The following is a 16,464-nucleotide window of genomic DNA, read 5'->3' as shown; positions in this document are numbered from 1 at the left end:
GATCACGGCCTTCCATCGCGGCCAGAGCCGAACCCTTGATGATCGGAATGTCATCGCCCGGGTAGTCGTAGGACGACAGCAATTCGCGGACTTCCATCTCGACCAGTTCCAGCAGCTCTTCGTCATCCACCTGGTCGACCTTGTTCAGGTAGACGACCATGTAGGGAATGCCGACCTGACGGCCCAGCAGGATGTGCTCGCGCGTCTGCGGCATCGGGCCGTCAGCGGCGTTCACAACCAGGATCGCGCCGTCCATCTGCGCCGCACCGGTGATCATGTTCTTCACATAGTCAGCGTGGCCGGGGCAATCGACGTGGGCATAGTGACGGTCGGCCGACTCGTATTCAACGTGAGCGGTCGAGATCGTGATGCCACGGGCTTTCTCTTCCGGTGCGCCGTCAATCTGGTCGTAAGCCTTGAAGTCACCGAAATACTTCGTGATCGCAGCCGTCAGCGTCGTCTTGCCATGGTCAACGTGACCAATCGTGCCGATGTTGACGTGCGGTTTCGTACGTTCAAACTTTGCCTTTGCCATCTGGGCCTCCTGATCGCGGGGCGGCGTGAAGGCCCCGATGAATGTGGGCGCGATTTATAAGCGGATTGGGAAAAAATCAAGGGCAGCAAACACCAATTGCAACAGGCTCTTGGCGGTTCACGTATAATGAAGTCATGGTTTTGTCACGGAACCCTGCGGCAGGCCGAGTCGTTCAACATCGAATGCAGGGACCGCGCCGGAATTTCGGCGTCCCAACGGAGGAAGAATTATGAGTTTGATGAAAAGCCTGGCCCGAGTTGCCGCGGGTGTAATGCTGGCCAAAGGTGTCGGCGCAGTCATGAAGCAGCATCAGCAAAAATCCGGCCAGCCCACCACGGGGACCACACAGTCACGCAGTGGCGGCGGCGGATTGCTGAACGACCTGTTGGGCAACAATACCAGCGGCACCTCGGGCGGCAGCCTGTCGGACATGCTGGGTCAGGTGCTGGGCGGCAAGACCGGCCGATCCGGCTCCGGCGCTGGCACGGGCCGCCCCTATGGCGGCCCGAATTCGACTGGGGCATCCGGCGGTCTGGGCGGCATTCTGGACAGCCTGACCAACAGCGCACGTAGCAAGGGCGGCAGTGGCGGCCTGGGCGATCTGTTGGGTCAACTGTCCGGCGGAGCCAAGCAATCGCGCACCGGCTCGGCGTCGGGATCGGGTGGATTGGGCGACCTTTTGGGCGGTCTTCTGGGCGGCGCAGCTGGAGGCGCAGCGGCCGGCGGTCTGGCGCGCAAAGGGTCGCAAGACAGCAATGACGCCAGCTTTGGTGAGCTGTTCAACGACGCCGTATCGAACAATGGAGAGCCGGAAATCGCGCCGACGCCGGAACAGAACGCCGTTGCCGGTCTTATGCTGAAGGCGATGATCCAGGCTGCAAAATCGGACGGCAAGATTGACGATGCTGAAAAACAACGCCTGCTGGGTCATCTGGGCGACGAGCTGGATGAGGACGAGCGGAATTTCATCCGCGAACAAATGGCCGCACCGGTCGACGCGCAGGCCCTCGCACGCGAAGTTCCAAGCGGTCTGGAAGCTCAGGTCTATCTCATGTCGCTGCTGGCCATTGATCTGGATAGTCAGGCCGAGGCGCAATACCTGAACGATCTGGCCAAGGCGCTTGGCGTTGATCAGGGCACGGTCAATCAGATCCACAACGAGGCGGGCGTAAAGCCACTTTACTCGTAAATTGACCGCTCCTGCCCGGCTAACCTTCTGCCGGGCAGGACTGTTTATCGCAACGACGTGACAATCTGCCGATTTGATTGATCTGATTGACGCTCTCTGGCAATGTTTTGAAGCTGCCAAACGGATTTGAGGCGGCGCCGCAGTATCGAATGACACAGCCAGCCCGACAGGAGTCAGCAATGCAAGTTTTGAAATACGCAGCCCTTGCCGCCGCCATCGCCATGCCAGCAACGATCTTTGCCCAGGACGCCGAAGATGTAATCGAGGCGCGTCAGGGCTATATGGAATTGATTTCGATTGAAATGGGCAAGCTGGCTGGAATGGCCAAGGGCGAGATTGCCTATGACGAAGCCGTCGCCTCTGCTGCCGCTAGCAATCTGGTTGCGCTGACGGAATATAACGCAGCACCCTTGTTCGCGGTCGAAGGAACATCTTCGGACGATGTGGACGATTCTTCTCTGCTGCCCGCAGCCTTTGAAAATAGCGCGGATTTGGGAACCAAGCTGGCCGCGCTGAAAGAAGCCGCCGCAGGCTCGCCCGAAGCGGTGATGGGCGGTCAACAAAATGTTGGCGCTGTCGTCCAGAAACTTGGCGGGGCCTGCAAGGCCTGTCATGACGATTACCGCAAACCGCGTTGACATGGTTCAGGACAGCACAAAGCGGGTCAGGGTCTGGGACCTTGCCCTGCGTATTTATCACTGGTCGCTGGCAACGCTGGTCATCGCAAACTGGCTACTGGGCAAATTTGGCCCGGATGTGATGACGCTGCACTTCTGGTTCGGCTATGCGATCATCGCGCTTCTGGCGTTCAGGTTGGTCTGGGGGTTTATCGGGCCGGAATCGGCGCGTTTTTCCAGCTTCCTGCCCAGTCCTTCGGCAATCGCGACCTATCTGAAAACCATGTTCCGACGAGAGCCAAGCCATTGGCCCGGGCATAATCCGATCGGGGCGCTGGCAGTTTTCGCGATGCTGGCTGCGCTGATCTGGCAGACCTGGACCGGCATGATTTCTGACCCCGACGATTTCATCAATGTCGGCCCCCTGGCAGACAAGGTCAGCAGCGCGACAGCCGGGAAAGCGGTTGGTTGGCACGAACTGGGCGCGAATATCATCCTGATCCTTGTGATCCCGCACATTTCTGCAATCGCGTTCTATCGATTGTGGAAGCGTGAAGATCTTATCCAGCCGATGATCACGGGCTGGAAATGGGTGCGGCGGCGTTAATCGCGCCGTCTGATTTTCAGAATTTTCTTGCCTCCGGCGGGGATATTTTAACCAAGCTGAAAGCAATTCGCGTTACGCAGGCCTTGCGGGACAGGCGGGGACGCCGATGACCGTCCAAGGTGAAAGCGCCCTGTCCGATGTCCTTGGATCATCTGGGCAGGGCGTGACCGTTCAATCAGCCAAACTTGTTGTCGCGCGGAAAACCACGCGGCGCCATTCTGCCAGCGCTGGCGCGTTTTCCCATCCATTCGGTCAGGTCGCTTTGGGTGCGGGTTTTGCCGCCACCCATAGGCCAGCTTAAACCGTCGGCCAGCGTGACAAAGGTTGCATCTGTCAGCGTATCGGCCTCCACCAATCCGCCGCCGCTGCCGAATTTCTGCAGCCGGACGCCCTTGCCCCGCGCCATTTCGGGCAATTCGGTGAGCGGGAAGACCAGCATCTTGCGATTGGATCCGACCAGCGCGACATGATCGCCGCTGACGGGTCGGCACAGCAGCGCTTCACCATTCAACACCTGCTTGCCGGATTTCGTCTGCGCAAGGATATCATTGGCCGCAACGATGAACCCATCACCTGCCTTGGACGCAACAAGGTATTTGTCACCATCACGCCAAGGGAACATGGCGATCACCTTTGCCTCGTTTGGCAGGTCGACCATCAGACGCAGCGGTTCGCCCATTCCACGACCACCCGGCAGATTATTGGCGGGCAGCGTATAGAAGCGGCCGTTTGACGCGAAGACCATCAGCTTGTCGGTCGTCTCGGCATGCAGGGCCATGAATGGACCATCGCCGTCCTTGAATTTCAGTTCGGTATCCAGCGGCTGAAGACCCTTCATCGCCCTGATCCAACCCATTTTGGACAGGATCACGGTTAGCGGCTCACGCTCGATCATGGCGTCCATGTCGATGGGCGCGACCTCTTGTGCTTCGGCGATATCGGTGCGGCGCTTGCCATCGGCCCAGGATTTGCCAAACTGGTTACGCACTTCTTTCAACTGATCCGAAATGCGTGCCCACTGCTGACCATCGTCAGCCAACATGGCCAGCAAGCCTTCGCGTTCTTCCAAAAGCTTGTCGCGTTCTGTGCGAAGCTCGATCTCCTCGAGCTTGCGCAACGCACGCAGGCGCATGTTCAGGATAGCTTCGACCTGAACATCAGACAGGTTGAATTCGGCGATCATGACCGCTTTCGGATCATCCTCGTAGCGGATGATTTCGATCACGCGGTCAAGGTTGAGATAGGCGATCAAATAGCCTTCCAGAACCTCTAGCCGGGCAGCGATCTTTTCCAACCGATAGTTGGTGCGGCGCAGCAGAACGTCACGGCGGTGGTCGAGAAACGCACGCAAGACCTCTTTCAGGCTGCAAACCTTGGGGACGCGACCGTCGATCAGCACATTCATGTTCATGCTGAAACGCAGTTCCAGATCGCTGACCCGGAACAGCGCGGCCATCATTTGTTCGGGATCGACGGCGCGGGTTTTCGGTTCAAGCACGATGCGGATATCTTCGGCGGATTCGTCGCGCACATCGGCAAGAATTGGGATTCTTTTTGTCTGGATCAGCTCAGCCAGACGTTCGATCAATTTGGATTTCTGAACCTGATACGGGATCTCGGTCACCACGATCTGCCATTGGCTGCGCCCCAGATCCTCGATCGCCCAGCGTGCACGGACACGGAAAGCGCCGCGACCGGTGCGATAGTTTTCGGCAATGGTTTCGCGGTTTTCAACGATCACCCCGCCCGTGGGGAAATCCGGTCCCTGAATGATCCCCGCCAGCGTGTCATCACGCGCATCGGGTGTTTTGATCAGATGCAGACAGGCGTCGATCACCTCATGCAGGTTATGGGGCGGCACATTCGTCGCCATACCAACCGCAATCCCCGATGCGCCATTCGCCAACAGATTCGGAAACGCAGCGGGCAGAACGACAGGCTCGGTCAGGGTGCCGTCATAGTTCGGGCGAAAGTCAACCGAATCCTCGGCCAGACCGTCCATCAACGCCTCGGAGGTGCCCGCCAGACGCGCTTCGGTATAGCGGGCCGCAGCGGGGTTGTCGCCGTCGATATTGCCAAAGTTCCCCTGCCCGTCCACCAGCGGATAGCGCATGGCGAAATCCTGGGCCAAACGCGCCATCGCGTCATAGATCGCGGCATCGCCATGCGGGTGATAGTTGCCCATCACATCGCCGGTGATCTTGGCGGATTTGCGGAACGGCCCGGTGGGCGACAGCCGCAATTCGCGCATCGCAAACAGAATACGGCGATGCACGGGCTTTAACCCGTCGCGCGCATCAGGCAGCGCACGATTCATGATCGTGGACAGCGCATAGGTCAGATATCGTTCGCCGATGGCGCGGCTTAGCGGCTCGGGAACGGTGTTATCTTCGGGATCAATAGGCAAATCATCAGACATGCCGCCTTGGATAGGCTTCGGCGCGGCGTCGGTCCAGACGGAAATTGCGTCAAGCACGGAACCTTGCGGCAAGCCGCAGGCTTGGTGTTCACGGTTAAGATCGGTTAAAGAGCGCGCCAAGATGACAAAAACAACGGGAATGACAGCATGATTCGACTGGGCGCTTTGGTGCTGGCTTTGTTGGCTGTCATTGGGGTGGCGCTGATCGCCCTTGGCTCGGGCGGCGAACGTTCGGAGCGTGCGGCTCGGGCGGATGATGTGCGTCCCACATCAGAAGACCCGGAGGCTGCAAAGCTGATCGAACAGATCAAAACCACGATCGCGCCGAATGAGGATGTTACCGAACAGGCAGAGGTGCCGGCCTCTGCCCTTGTGCAGGCAGAAACGCAGACCCCTCAACGGGTTGAGAAATTTCCCGGCCCGCCTTTGCGCCCATCGCCTGAACATGAAGGCCGCGACAGTGCTGCCGATCAGGCCAGTGATCTGCGCGCCAATGCCCAAGGCCCGATTCTGTATGTCACCGGCAATCGGGTGAACTTTCGCTCTGGTCCGACGACAAACGATCGTGTCGTTGGTGCGCTGACAGAGGGCGCGCCGGTTGAGGCGCTTGGCCCGACCGATGGTGAGTGGGTGCATATCCGCGACGGGGATGGCCGTGAAGGTTACATGTCGGGACAGTTTCTTTCAGCCGCGCAATGAGTGGGCGGGTTCTGATCACGGGTTGCTCGTCGGGTATCGGGCTTGACGCCGCACGCCGCCTGCAGGCCGAAGGCTGGCAAGTCGTAGCGACCTGTCGAAAGCCAGAAGATATCGCAGCACGTCAGGCCGAGGGCATGTCGTGCCTGCACCTTGAATTGTCCGATCCCGCCAGCGTGGCAGAGTTGTCGGAACAGGTGCTGGCCGATGGTCCGCTGGATGCGCTTATCAACAACGCCGCCTTCGCCCTGCCCGGCGCGGTCGAGGATATTCCTCGCGGCGCGTTGCGCGAGATATTCGAGGCGAACCTGTTCGGCACGCATGACCTGACCGTCCGCCTGATCCCGCATTTCCGCCAGCGCGGCGGCCGAATCATCAACATCAGTTCGGTCCTTGGTCTGGTGGGCATTCCGTGGCGCGGTCCCTATGTCGCGACGAAATTTGCGCTTGAGGGCTTGACCGATGTTCTGCGGATCGAGATGCAGGACAGCCCCGTCAAAGTCATTCTGATCGAACCGGGGCCGATCACCAGCCGCATTCGCGCAAATTCCATTCCCCATTTCGAAAAATGGGTGAACTGGCAAATCAGCCCAAGGATCGACCAGTATCGCAACAGCTTGCTGAAACGGCTTTATGAGCCGACGGGCAATGACCGTTTCGAACTGTCGCCGTCAGCCGTCAGTGACAAGATCATCCACGCGCTGACAGCAAAGCAGCCCAAGGCGCGCTATTATGTCACGACGCCGACCTATATCTCGGGGTTCGGGCGGCGCATTCTGTCGACCCGTGCACTGGACTGGTTCGCGCGCCGCAATTAATCTGCCCGCGAAAGGCGGTTCCGAATGCAAGATAACTCTATGTTCTATCTGACCGCTCTGGCCGTCTTGGTAGTGTTTGCCATTCTGCTGACGGGGATCGGCGGATTCGCCAAAGGCGGCGAGTTCAATCGCCGCAACGCAAATCGGCTTATGCGCTGGCGGATCATCGCACAGGCAGTTGCGGTCGCGCTGATGATGTTACTGCTTTGGCTAAGAGGGCGCTGATGGTTGTTCTGAACAAAATTTACACCCGCACAGGCGACAAGGGCGATACCGCGCTGTCGGACGGCAGCCGGGTTGCGAAACATGATGCCCGCGTCGAAGCCTATGGCACCGTGGATGAATTGAATGCGACGCTTGGACTGTGCCGTCTGCATGCCGCCGGCATCTTGTCGGATCGCATCTCGGTTATTCAGAACGATCTGTTCGATCTGGGGGCCGACCTGTCACGACCGAATATGACCGACGACGACAAGGCTGGCTATCCGGTGCTGCGCATCATCGACGATCAGGTGGCGCGGCTAGAAACCGAAATTGACGAAATGAACGCCGACCTGAAGCCGCTGCGCAGCTTTATCCTGCCGGGGGGAACGGCGCTTGCCTCTTACCTGCACCTGTCGCGCACCGTTGCACGCCGTGCCGAACGTCGGGCGACGGAACTTGCCGTGAACGGCGATGTGAACGGGGCTGCAATCCGCTATCTGAATCGGCTGTCCGATTGGCTGTTTGTCGCGGCCCGGCAGGCCAATGGCAGTGGCACAGAAGATATTCTATGGGTTCCAGGGGCCAGCCGTTAGCGCCAGCACCTTTCGCGCGGCGCAGAAACCACGCCGCAAACGCTACGTCGTGGGGCGTTTTTATGTTGCACATGCAGAAAATCAGCCAGTAACACTGTCCCTCGACAGATGACGCAAACCAAGGGGAGAGAGGCCAATGAAGGTTCTCGTGCCAGTCAAGCGCGTGATCGACTACAACGTGAAGGCCCGCGTGAAGGCGGACGGATCGGGTGTTGATCTTGCCAATGTGAAGATGTCGATGAACCCGTTCGATGAGATCGCGGTGGAAGAGGCGATCCGGCTGAAGGAAGCGGGCAAAGCCGAAGAAGTCGTGGCCGTGTCGATCGGCGTCAAGCAGGCACAGGAAACGCTGCGCACGGCGCTGGCCATGGGGGCCGACCGCGCGATTCTGGTGGTTGCCGCCGATGATGTCGGCACCGATATCGAGCCGCTGGCCGTCGCCAAGATTCTCAAGGCTGTGGTCGATGCCGAGCAGCCCGGGCTGGTCATCGCGGGCAAGCAGGCGATCGACAACGACATGAACGCGACCGGCCAGATGCTGGCCGCGCTGCTGGGCTGGAGCCAGGCGACCTTTGCCAGCAAGCTGGACATCGACGGCGACACGGCCAAGGTCACGCGCGAAGTCGATGGCGGTCTGCAGACCATCGAGGTGAAGCTGCCGACCATCGTCACCGCAGATTTGCGCTTGAACGAGCCGCGCTATGCGTCGCTGCCCAATATCATGAAGGCCAAGAAAAAGCCGCTGGAGGAAAAAACCGCTGCCGATTACGGCGTCGATGTCAGCCCGCGCCTTGAAGTCGTGAAAACCCGCGAACCCGAGGGCCGCAAGGCCGGGATCAAGGTCGGCTCGGTCGATGAGCTGGTGTCGAAACTGAAAGAAGCGGGGGTAATCTGATGGCTGTTCTTCTGCTGGGTGAAGTCACCAATGGCGAGTTGAGCGTGGACGCGACGGCCAAGGCCGTGAACGCGGTCAAGGGTTTGGGCGATGTGACGGTGCTGTGCGCCGGCTCCTCGGCCAAAGCTGCCGCCGAGGACGCCGCCAAGATCGCAGGCGTGGCCAAGGTTCTGGTCGCCGAGGATGCGCGCTATGGCCACCGTCTGGCCGAACCTGCCGCCGCGCTGCTGGTCAGCCTGGCTGGTGACTATGACCACATCGCCGCCCCCGCCACGACGGACGCCAAAAACATCATGCCGCGCGTCGCCGCGCTTCTGGATGTCATGGTGATTTCGGACGTGTCGGCGGTGATCGACGCGGAGACGTTTGAACGCCCGGTCTATGCCGGCAACGCCATCCAGACGGTGAAATCGAAGGACGCCAAGAAGGTCTTTACCGTCCGCACCGCCAGCTTCGATGCTGCGGGCGATGGCGGATCGGCCCCGGTCGCGGATGCAACCCTGGCTGACGATCCGGGCTTGTCGACCTGGGTGTCCGATCAGGTTGCCGAAAGCGACCGCCCCGAGCTGACCTCGGCCGGTCGCGTCGTGTCAGGCGGTCGCGGCGTCGGCTCGAAAGAGCAGTTCGAAATCATCGAGGCGCTGGCCGACAAGCTGGGTGCCGCCGTCGGCGCATCCCGCGCAGCGGTCGATAGCGGCTATGCGCCGAACGACTGGCAGGTTGGCCAGACCGGTAAGGTCGTGGCCCCCGAGCTTTACGTCGCCGTCGGCATCTCGGGCGCGATCCAGCACCTTGCAGGCATGAAGGATTCGAAGGTCATCGTCGCCATCAACAAGGACGAAGAGGCCCCGATCTTCCAGATCGCCGATTACGGGCTGGTCGCAGACTTGTTCCAGGCCGTCCCGGAACTGACACAGAAGCTGTGATTTGGCATATTGCGAATTGAAAACGCCCCGGCATCGTCCGGGGCGTTTTTGTGTGCGGCCGCGCCTGCCTGCCCATCCCCCCACGTCGTTTTCGCATTGAAACCCCCCCCTTTCGCGCCCTATCGTCGCCGCAACTCAGGATAGGATGCGGACAGATGGCGATAGAAACGGTTGGTGTGATCGGTGCAGGTCAGATGGGCAACGGCATTGCCCATGTCTTTGCATTGGCTGGCTATGATGTCCTGATGACCGACATCAGTCAGGACGCGCTGGATAAGGCACTGGTTCTGATCGACAAGAATCTGGAACGTCAGGTCAGCCGCGAGAAAATCAGCGAAGCCGAAAAAAAGGCCGCGATGGGCCGGATCAAAACCACGCTGCAACTGGCAGATCTGGGCAAGACCGACCTTGTGATCGAGGCCGCGACCGAGCGTGAGACGGTCAAGCAAGCCATCTTTGAAGATCTGGTTCCGCATCTGAAGCCTGACACGATCCTGACCTCCAACACCTCGTCCATCTCGATCACGCGCCTTGCCAGCCGCACCGACCGTCCCGAGAAATTCATGGGATTCCACTTCATGAACCCCGTTCCGGTCATGCAACTGGTCGAATTGATCCGTGGCATCGCCACCGATCAGGCGACCTATGACCTGATGCATGACGTCGTCGACAGGCTGGGCAAAACCGCCGCCAGCGCCGAGGATTTCCCGGCTTTCATCGTGAACCGCATTCTGATGCCGATGATCAACGAAGCGGTCTATACGCTTTATGAAGGGGTCGGATCCGTCAACTCCATCGACCAGTCGATGAAGCTGGGGGCGAACTGGCCCATGGGTCCGCTGGAACTGGCTGATTTCATCGGCTTGGATACCTGTCTGGCGATCATGAACGTGCTGCATGAAGGGCTGGCCGATACCAAATACCGCCCTTGCCCTCTGTTGACGAAATATGTCGAGGCTGGATGGCTGGGCCGCAAGACCGGTCGTGGTTTCTATGACTATCGTGGCGAAACACCGGTTCCGACACGCTGATTGCGACGAATGTCGCTGTCAGACGTGACCAAAACCCGAAAAATCGCTGGGCTGCAGAAAAACATGAACAGGGAAAAACGCATGAACCGCATCCAAATTTCCACCGCTGCATTGCTGCTGTCAGCGATATCTTTGCCCGCTTTTGCGCAGGACGCCGAAACTTGCGCCACTGTCCGCTATTCCGATCCCGGCTGGTCTGACATCACGGCAACCAACGGTGTGGCTGCGGTCCTGCTGGAGGGGCTGGGCTACACACCGGACATCGCAACGCTGTCCGTCCCGGTCGGATATGAGGCCCTGAAAAACAGCCAGACCGACCTGTTTCTTGGGAACTGGATGCCCGCTCAGCAGAAGTTTCGTGACGATCTGGACGCGGCAGGCACGATCGAAGAACTGGTTCAGAACCTTGAAGGCGCCAAATTCACTTTGGCAGTCAACAAGGCCGGTGCCGATGCCGGTGTCGTAGATTTCTCCGATCTGGACGCTCGGAAGGACGCCTTTGGGGGCAAGATTTATGGGATCGAGCCGGGCGCGCCCGCAAACCAATCCATTCAGGCGATGATCGAGGCTGATGAATTCGGACTGGGTGATTGGGAACTGGTCGAAAGCGGCGAACAGGCCATGCTGGCGCAGGTCAGCCGCAATCAGGCAGCGGGCACCCCGACCGTGTTCCTTGCATGGGCCCCGCACCCCATGAACGAAGCCATCGAGATCACCTATCTGTCGGGCGGCGATGCGCAGTTCGGACCGGATTATGGCGGGGCGACGGTGCATACTCTGGCCCGCAAGGAATGGGTCGAGGGTTGTCCGAACGTGGCAAAGCTATTCAGCCAGTTGACCTTTGATGTGCCGACGGAAAACGTTCTGATGGGCAAGATTCTGGATGACGGAATGACGGGCCCGGAAGCGGCAAAGGAATGGCTGTCGGAAAATCCCGATGTACTGACGAAATGGCTGGACGGCGTGACGACCCTTGATGGGCAGCCCGGTCTTGCGGCTGTGGAGGCCGCTGTCAAAGGATAACAAGTTGCGGCCCAATATTCTGATCTTGATGGCAGACCAGTTGACCGGGACATTGTTCCCCGACGGCCCGGCCGATTTTCTGCATGCGCCCAACCTGAAACGTCTGGCTGAACGGTCCACCCGTTTTGCCAATGCCTATACCGGCAGCCCGCTTTGTGCGCCCGGCCGGGCCAGTTTCATGTCCGGTCAACTTCCGCGCCGCACGCGCGTCTATGACAACGCGGCGGAATTCGCGTCGGACATCCCGACCTATGCGCATCACCTGCGTCGGGCGGGTTATCAGACCTGCCTGTCCGGCAAGATGCATTTCGTCGGCCCCGATCAGATGCACGGGTTCGAGGAACGGCTGACCACCGACATCTATCCTGCCGATTTCGGCTGGACCCCGGATTACCGCAAACCCGGTGAGCGGATTGATTGGTGGTATCACAATCTGGGTTCGGTGACAGGCGCTGGCGTGGCCGAGATCACCAACCAGTATGAATATGATGATGAGGTTGCCTATAACGCCTGTCGCAAGCTTTACGATCTTGCGCGCGGCGGTGATGAACGCCCGTGGTGCCTGACCGTCAGCTTCACCCATCCCCACGATCCCTTCGTCGCACGGCGCAAATACTGGGATCTTTATAACGACGCAGCCCAACTAGAGCCGCCAGCGGCGATTGCCCATGACGACCAGGACCCCCATTCCAAGCGATTGATGGATGCCTGCGACTGGCGGAATTTTGATATCACGGATCGCGATATCCGCCGCTCTCGTCAGGGCTATTTCGCCAATATCAGCTATATCGACGACAAGGTTGGCGAAATCCTGCAAGTGCTGGAGGACACCAGGCAAGAGGCGATCATCCTGTTCCTGTCGGATCACGGCGAAATGCTGGGCCGTCGCGGATTGTGGTTCAAGATGAGCTTCTTTGAGGGTTCGGCGCGGGTGCCTCTGATGATCGCGGCACCGTCGATGCCAGCGGGACGTGTCGATACCCCCGTCAGCACCATCGATGTGCTGCCGACGCTATGCGATCTGGCCGGCCTTTCCATGGATGATATCGCGCCGTGGACCGATGGTCGCTCGCTTGCGAACGGCGCAGCTGGCCGTGGCCCGGTCGCCATGGAATACGCCGCTGAAGGTAGCATTGCCCCGATGGTCGCCCTTTGCGATGGGCCGTGGAAATACATCGCTTGCGAGGCGGACCCCGAAATCCTGTTCAACCTGGAGATCGATCCGGATGAACTGACCAATCTGGCAGGCGACGCCCAATATGCCACACAATTGGCCTTGATGCGGGCAATGGCGGCTGACCGGTGGGACCTTGCCGCCTATGATGCCGAAGTGCGCCAATCACAGGCGCGCCGCTGGATCGTTTATGAAGCCCTGAGGAACGGTGCCTATTTCCCCTGGGATTATCAGCCGCTGATGCGGGCGTCGGAACGCTATATGCGCAATCACATGGACCTGAACGTGCTGGAAGAAAACAAACGCTTCCCACGCGCAGAATAATTCAATGCGCGAGGGCCGGTTTCCCGGCCCTCGGTCGTTCTGATCAGCCTTCGACTTTTTCCTTGTCGCGCTGATTCATGAATTGATCGAACTCTGCCTTGTCCTTGGCTTCGCGCAGTTTCTGCAAGAAGCTCATGAATTCGGTATGTTCATCCTCAAGACGCTTCAGCGTTTCATCGCGATAGGCGTCAAAGGCTGTGTTGCCCGTAGGGGCGGCGTATTGGTGCGCGCGGTAGCTGCGCATCTTGCGGCATCCAACCATTCGTTTGCTCCAGATCATATATCCAAGAATGCCCAGGCCGACCGGCCAGAAGGCGATGAAGCCAAGGATCATTGCAGCGATCCATGCGGCGCGCCCCCTTTCATCCAGCCAGTCACGCACGCGGCCCAAAGGTCCAGAGACACGCGAAGCGGTCGGTAGATAGGCGGGCATTCGATACGATGCGCTTTGCATCTTGGTGATCCCTTCATGTTAATGTTAATCACATTTACATAGATAAGAATTACCAGACGTCCGTCAAGTATTTGGTTGAAATTTATTCGGGGATCAGGCCCAGACCACGCATATAGATGATGGCGGCGCTTTCCAGCATCTCGGACGGGCCGACCGGGCTGCGCCCGCCCGGCTTGCCCCGCGAGAACAGTTCAACCACGCCATGGCTAAGCGCCCAGACGTGATTTGCCACCATTCGCGCGGGCGGGCGCTTTTCCGGGGGCAGCGGCGCCGTCAGCGCCTCGGCGGCGCGAAGCATCACGCCGATGGCACGATCACCCGCAGCCGAAAGTTCGGCATTGCCCGTGATCGAGATGCCGGATTCAAACATTGCCATGTAATAGCCGGGGCGTTCGCGGGCGAAATCCAGATAGGCCTGCCCTAGCCGCTGAAATGCCGCGATGGCGTTGGGTCGTCCGTCGTCGAAGGCCCTTTCCAGACGTCCTGCAAATTCCAGAAAGCCTTGTCGGGCAACCTCTTCGACCAGTTCTTCGCGGCCTTTGAAATGACGATAGGGTGCGGCGGGGCTGACGCCAGCGCGGCGAGCGGCTTCGGTCAAGGTAAAGGCCAGCGGTCCCATTTCTTCGATCAGGGCAGCCGTCGCCTCAACCAGCGCCTCACGCAGGTTGCCGTGGTGATAGGATTTACGACCCTCCACGGCCTTTACATGCCTTCGCCGAAATAATCTCCGACCAACGCCTCCAGCGCATCCGCCAGTTCGGCTGCTTGTGTGCCGGACGTTGTCACCGTGATGCTGCTGCCCCGCGGTGCGGTCAGCATCAGCAAACCCATGATGGAATCGCCCGAAACACGCATTCCGTCTTTCTCGACCTGCACCTGGGCATCAAAACGCTCGACCACGTCAACGAACTTGGCGCTGGCGCGGGCATGAAGGCCTTTGACGTTGATGATTGCCAGCTGGCGCGTAATTCCGTCACTCATCCAGCGTGAGACCTGACGTTTACGGCGACTTCTTCCGGAACGTTGTAAGAGTTGATGTATTTCCGGCCCGCTTCTTTGGCAAAGGCCACAGCGTCGGAGACGGGTAAGTGGCGCGACTTGGCCAGCTTGACCAGCATCGGCAGGTTTGCGCCATATAGAATAGTTCGGTTCCGCATGGCGCAAGCAGGTAGCGACAGATTGGATGGCGAACCGCCAAACAAATCCGTCACGACCACGACACCGTCGCCGCTATCAACCGCATTTGCTGCGGTTTGTATTTCAGCCGTTTTGGCAGCCCGGTCGTGATCATCCTCGATCGCGACGGCAGCGATGCCTTTTTGCGGACCCACTACATGTTCAACAGCCGCAAGATACTCTCGGGCCAATCCGCCATGTGCGACGATCACAATTCCAATCAACGCGCTTCACCACGTCCAATAGAGGGCGTCCGCGCATTCTCGCCTTCGGCCATTGCCGGTTGACGCTGTGCGCCATGGTGCAAAAAGCCCGAGGATGAAAATGTCGGTACGCGCCGTTCAAGTTCCCTGTGTCTTATTGACACTGGCCAGCCTGCATTCGCAAGCTCAACTGCCATCTTTTCGGCCATTGTGACCGAACGATGTTGTCCTCCGGTGCAGCCAAACCCAATGGCAAGGTGTGACTTCCCCTCTTCGATATGTGCCGGAAGTTGAAACTGGATCAACCCGGACACGCGATCGAAGAATTCAGCGAATCGATCATCCGATTCGACATAGGCCTGCACATCGGCGTCCTGCCCCGTTTTTGCACGCAATTCGGGCCGCCAATGCGGGTTCGACAAAAAGCGACAATCGAACATCATGTCGACACCGCGTGGCACCCCGCGTTTATAGCTGAATGAATGCAGCGAAAGGCTGAGCCTGCGATCCGGCCGGATATCGAACCATCGCGTGAGTTCGGCCTTCAGATCATGCGGCGACAGTTCAGAGGTATCGACCAGCACGTCAGCTCGCGTTCTGATCGGACCCAACATGTCGATTTCAGCCTGCACACCGGATAACGGCGAACTGTTCGGGGCCAACGGGTGCCGACGCCGCGTTTCATTATAACGGTTGACCAGCACATCCGATGCACAATCAAGAAACAAGACTTCGGGGGTATAGCGCGGATCGCGGGTCAAACGGTCGATCAGCTCAATCACATTCGTGGCTGAAAAATCGCGGTTCCGAACATCCAGCCCAAGCGCAAGCGGCGTCGGACGTGCGGGACCATCCAGAAGCCTGGGAATCAGCGACAGAGGCAGGTTGTCTATGGCTTCGAACCCAAGATCTTCCAGCACGTTGATGGCAGTCGAACGCCCGGCCCCTGACGGACCGGTCACCAGCACCAAGCGCTGCACCGTTGCGGGTGCCTCGACTTCACGATGATTTTCCGGGGTCATGGCCACCTAGAGATTTCCCTTTATCGCTGGCTTGCGCTGACTATCGTTGCGTGATCAGCCCACCGACCAGAAACTGCCGCAATGCAGCATAAAGATGCGGTCGATACGGCCCCAAAACAAGTGGTAACGCCACCCCTAGGACCTCATGAAACTGTGACCGTGGCAAACGGTCCACGGATTCGCGTTCCAAATCCACAACAGCGGCCAGTTCTACCGGTCCGTAGGGGGCGGCGAGCAAGATGCCCAGCCCCCTTGCCTCGATCTGCCCAAGAATCGGTTCGGGGCAATTTGCGACAACCACATCGCCCGCTTTTGACAGGTCGGTTCTGTCATCAGCGACCAATTGTGCTCCCACCGCCATCAATTGCAGGGCCAAAGTTGACTTCCCTGATCCTGACGGCCCCAGGATCAGGAGGCCCTTTCCCTCCAGTGCCACTGTCGTGCCGTGAACTTGCATCATCCGAATCACTTCCCTTCCCCATCCTGCACAATTTCAGTTAATTTTCCGCCCATACACGCACAGTTTTACCCCCTGCTTGCGTTAACATTTCCTGTTTG

Annotated in this window: 20 protein-coding genes; 12 read left to right on the top strand and 8 right to left on the bottom strand. The window is 59.1% G+C overall.

What is annotated here, in order from left to right; genetic code table 11:
- Positions 1-535, bottom strand: a 535-nt coding sequence (locus H4P12_RS09070) for a GTP-binding protein (RefSeq protein ID WP_187793303.1), incomplete at its 3' end; no start/stop codon positions are given.
- A 229-nt stretch (positions 536-764) separates the two neighbouring features.
- Between H4P12_RS09070 and H4P12_RS09065 the strand changes: the two genes are divergently transcribed.
- The 3 genes from H4P12_RS09065 to H4P12_RS09055 all read left to right on the top strand — a co-directional run bounded on the left by H4P12_RS09065 (position 765) and on the right by H4P12_RS09055 (position 2,948).
- Positions 765-1,724: a tellurite resistance TerB family protein gene (locus tag H4P12_RS09065; protein ID WP_187793302.1), complete on the top strand. Its 960-nt coding sequence runs from the start codon at positions 765-767 to the stop codon at positions 1,722-1,724.
- A 179-nt stretch (positions 1,725-1,903) separates the two neighbouring features.
- A complete protein-coding gene (locus H4P12_RS09060) occupies positions 1,904-2,362 on the top strand; it encodes a c-type cytochrome (protein WP_187793301.1) in 459 nt (152 codons plus the stop codon).
- Positions 2,337-2,948, top strand: a complete 612-nt coding sequence (locus H4P12_RS09055; protein WP_246449076.1) for a cytochrome b/b6 domain-containing protein — start codon at positions 2,337-2,339, stop codon at positions 2,946-2,948. The genes H4P12_RS09060 and H4P12_RS09055 overlap by 26 nt, the downstream gene beginning before the upstream one ends.
- Before the next feature lie 175 nt (positions 2,949-3,123).
- Here H4P12_RS09055 and parC read toward each other — a convergent pair whose 3' ends face one another.
- Complete coding sequence (gene parC, locus H4P12_RS09050) at positions 3,124-5,367, bottom strand: DNA topoisomerase IV subunit A (RefSeq protein WP_187793300.1); 2,244 nt, start codon at positions 5,365-5,367, stop codon at positions 3,124-3,126.
- A gap of 147 nt (positions 5,368-5,514) precedes the next feature.
- On the opposite strand from parC, the gene H4P12_RS09045 reads away from it, so the two are divergent.
- From H4P12_RS09045 to betC, 9 genes are all read left to right on the top strand, one after another.
- On the top strand, positions 5,515-6,066 hold the full coding sequence (locus H4P12_RS09045) for an SH3 domain-containing protein (RefSeq protein WP_187793299.1): 552 nt from the start codon (positions 5,515-5,517) through the stop codon (positions 6,064-6,066).
- A complete protein-coding gene (locus tag H4P12_RS09040; RefSeq protein WP_187793298.1) occupies positions 6,063-6,881 on the top strand; it encodes an SDR family NAD(P)-dependent oxidoreductase in 819 nt (272 codons plus the stop codon). The genes H4P12_RS09045 and H4P12_RS09040 overlap by 4 nt, the downstream gene beginning before the upstream one ends.
- Before the next feature lie 24 nt (positions 6,882-6,905).
- Complete coding sequence (locus H4P12_RS09035; protein WP_187793297.1) at positions 6,906-7,106, top strand: twin transmembrane helix small protein; 201 nt, start codon at positions 6,906-6,908, stop codon at positions 7,104-7,106.
- Positions 7,106-7,678, top strand: coding sequence for a cob(I)yrinic acid a,c-diamide adenosyltransferase (locus H4P12_RS09030; RefSeq protein WP_187793296.1), 573 nt, complete (start codon positions 7,106-7,108; stop codon positions 7,676-7,678). Before H4P12_RS09035 ends, H4P12_RS09030 begins: the two co-directional genes overlap by 1 nt.
- Before the next feature lie 136 nt (positions 7,679-7,814).
- Positions 7,815-8,573 carry an electron transfer flavoprotein subunit beta/FixA family protein gene (locus H4P12_RS09025; protein WP_187793295.1) on the top strand — a complete coding sequence of 253 codons (759 nt, stop codon included), beginning with the start codon at positions 7,815-7,817 and terminating at the stop codon, positions 8,571-8,573.
- The gene (locus H4P12_RS09020) at positions 8,573-9,499 is read left to right on the top strand and encodes an electron transfer flavoprotein subunit alpha/FixB family protein (RefSeq protein WP_187793294.1); all 927 of its coding nucleotides are present in this window, start codon (positions 8,573-8,575) and stop codon (positions 9,497-9,499) included. The genes H4P12_RS09025 and H4P12_RS09020 overlap by 1 nt, the downstream gene beginning before the upstream one ends.
- Positions 9,500-9,654: 155 nt before the next feature.
- Entirely contained in the window at positions 9,655-10,530 is an 876-nt protein-coding gene (locus H4P12_RS09015) for a 3-hydroxybutyryl-CoA dehydrogenase (protein ID WP_187793293.1), read from the top strand.
- A gap of 81 nt (positions 10,531-10,611) precedes the next feature.
- On the top strand, positions 10,612-11,553 hold the full coding sequence (gene choX / locus H4P12_RS09010) for a choline ABC transporter substrate-binding protein (RefSeq protein ID WP_187793292.1): 942 nt from the start codon (positions 10,612-10,614) through the stop codon (positions 11,551-11,553).
- Positions 11,507-13,051 (top strand): choline-sulfatase, encoded by a 1,545-nt coding sequence (gene betC, locus H4P12_RS09005; RefSeq protein WP_187793291.1) that lies wholly within the window; start codon positions 11,507-11,509, stop codon positions 13,049-13,051. The genes choX and betC overlap by 47 nt, the downstream gene beginning before the upstream one ends.
- 43 nt (positions 13,052-13,094) lie before the next feature.
- Here betC and H4P12_RS09000 read toward each other — a convergent pair whose 3' ends face one another.
- From H4P12_RS09000 to H4P12_RS08975, 6 genes are all read right to left on the bottom strand, one after another.
- A complete protein-coding gene (locus H4P12_RS09000; protein WP_187793290.1) occupies positions 13,095-13,505 on the bottom strand; it encodes a DUF2852 domain-containing protein in 411 nt (136 codons plus the stop codon).
- Positions 13,506-13,587: 82 nt separating this feature from the next.
- Positions 13,588-14,202, bottom strand: coding sequence for a TetR/AcrR family transcriptional regulator (locus H4P12_RS08995; RefSeq protein WP_343069791.1), 615 nt, complete (start codon positions 14,200-14,202; stop codon positions 13,588-13,590).
- Positions 14,203-14,207: 5 nt separating this feature from the next.
- Positions 14,208-14,486, bottom strand: coding sequence for an HPr family phosphocarrier protein (locus H4P12_RS08990; RefSeq protein ID WP_187793289.1), 279 nt, complete (start codon positions 14,484-14,486; stop codon positions 14,208-14,210).
- Positions 14,483-14,905: a PTS sugar transporter subunit IIA gene (locus tag H4P12_RS08985; RefSeq protein WP_187793288.1), complete on the bottom strand. Its 423-nt coding sequence runs from the start codon at positions 14,903-14,905 to the stop codon at positions 14,483-14,485. Before H4P12_RS08985 ends, H4P12_RS08990 begins: the two co-directional genes overlap by 4 nt.
- Positions 14,902-15,906 carry an RNase adapter RapZ gene (gene rapZ, locus H4P12_RS08980; RefSeq protein WP_187793377.1) on the bottom strand — a complete coding sequence of 335 codons (1,005 nt, stop codon included), beginning with the start codon at positions 15,904-15,906 and terminating at the stop codon, positions 14,902-14,904. Before rapZ ends, H4P12_RS08985 begins: the two co-directional genes overlap by 4 nt.
- A 40-nt stretch (positions 15,907-15,946) precedes the next feature.
- On the bottom strand, positions 15,947-16,363 hold the full coding sequence (locus tag H4P12_RS08975; RefSeq protein ID WP_187793287.1) for an HPr kinase/phosphorylase: 417 nt from the start codon (positions 16,361-16,363) through the stop codon (positions 15,947-15,949).
- Positions 16,364-16,464: the final 101 nt, after the last annotated feature.

Origin of the sequence: Paracoccus amoyensis (genome assembly GCF_014490725.1) — a bacterium.
Classification (GTDB): domain Bacteria; phylum Pseudomonadota; class Alphaproteobacteria; order Rhodobacterales; family Rhodobacteraceae; genus Paracoccus; species Paracoccus amoyensis.
This window is presented reverse-complemented; position numbering and strand designations above follow the sequence as displayed.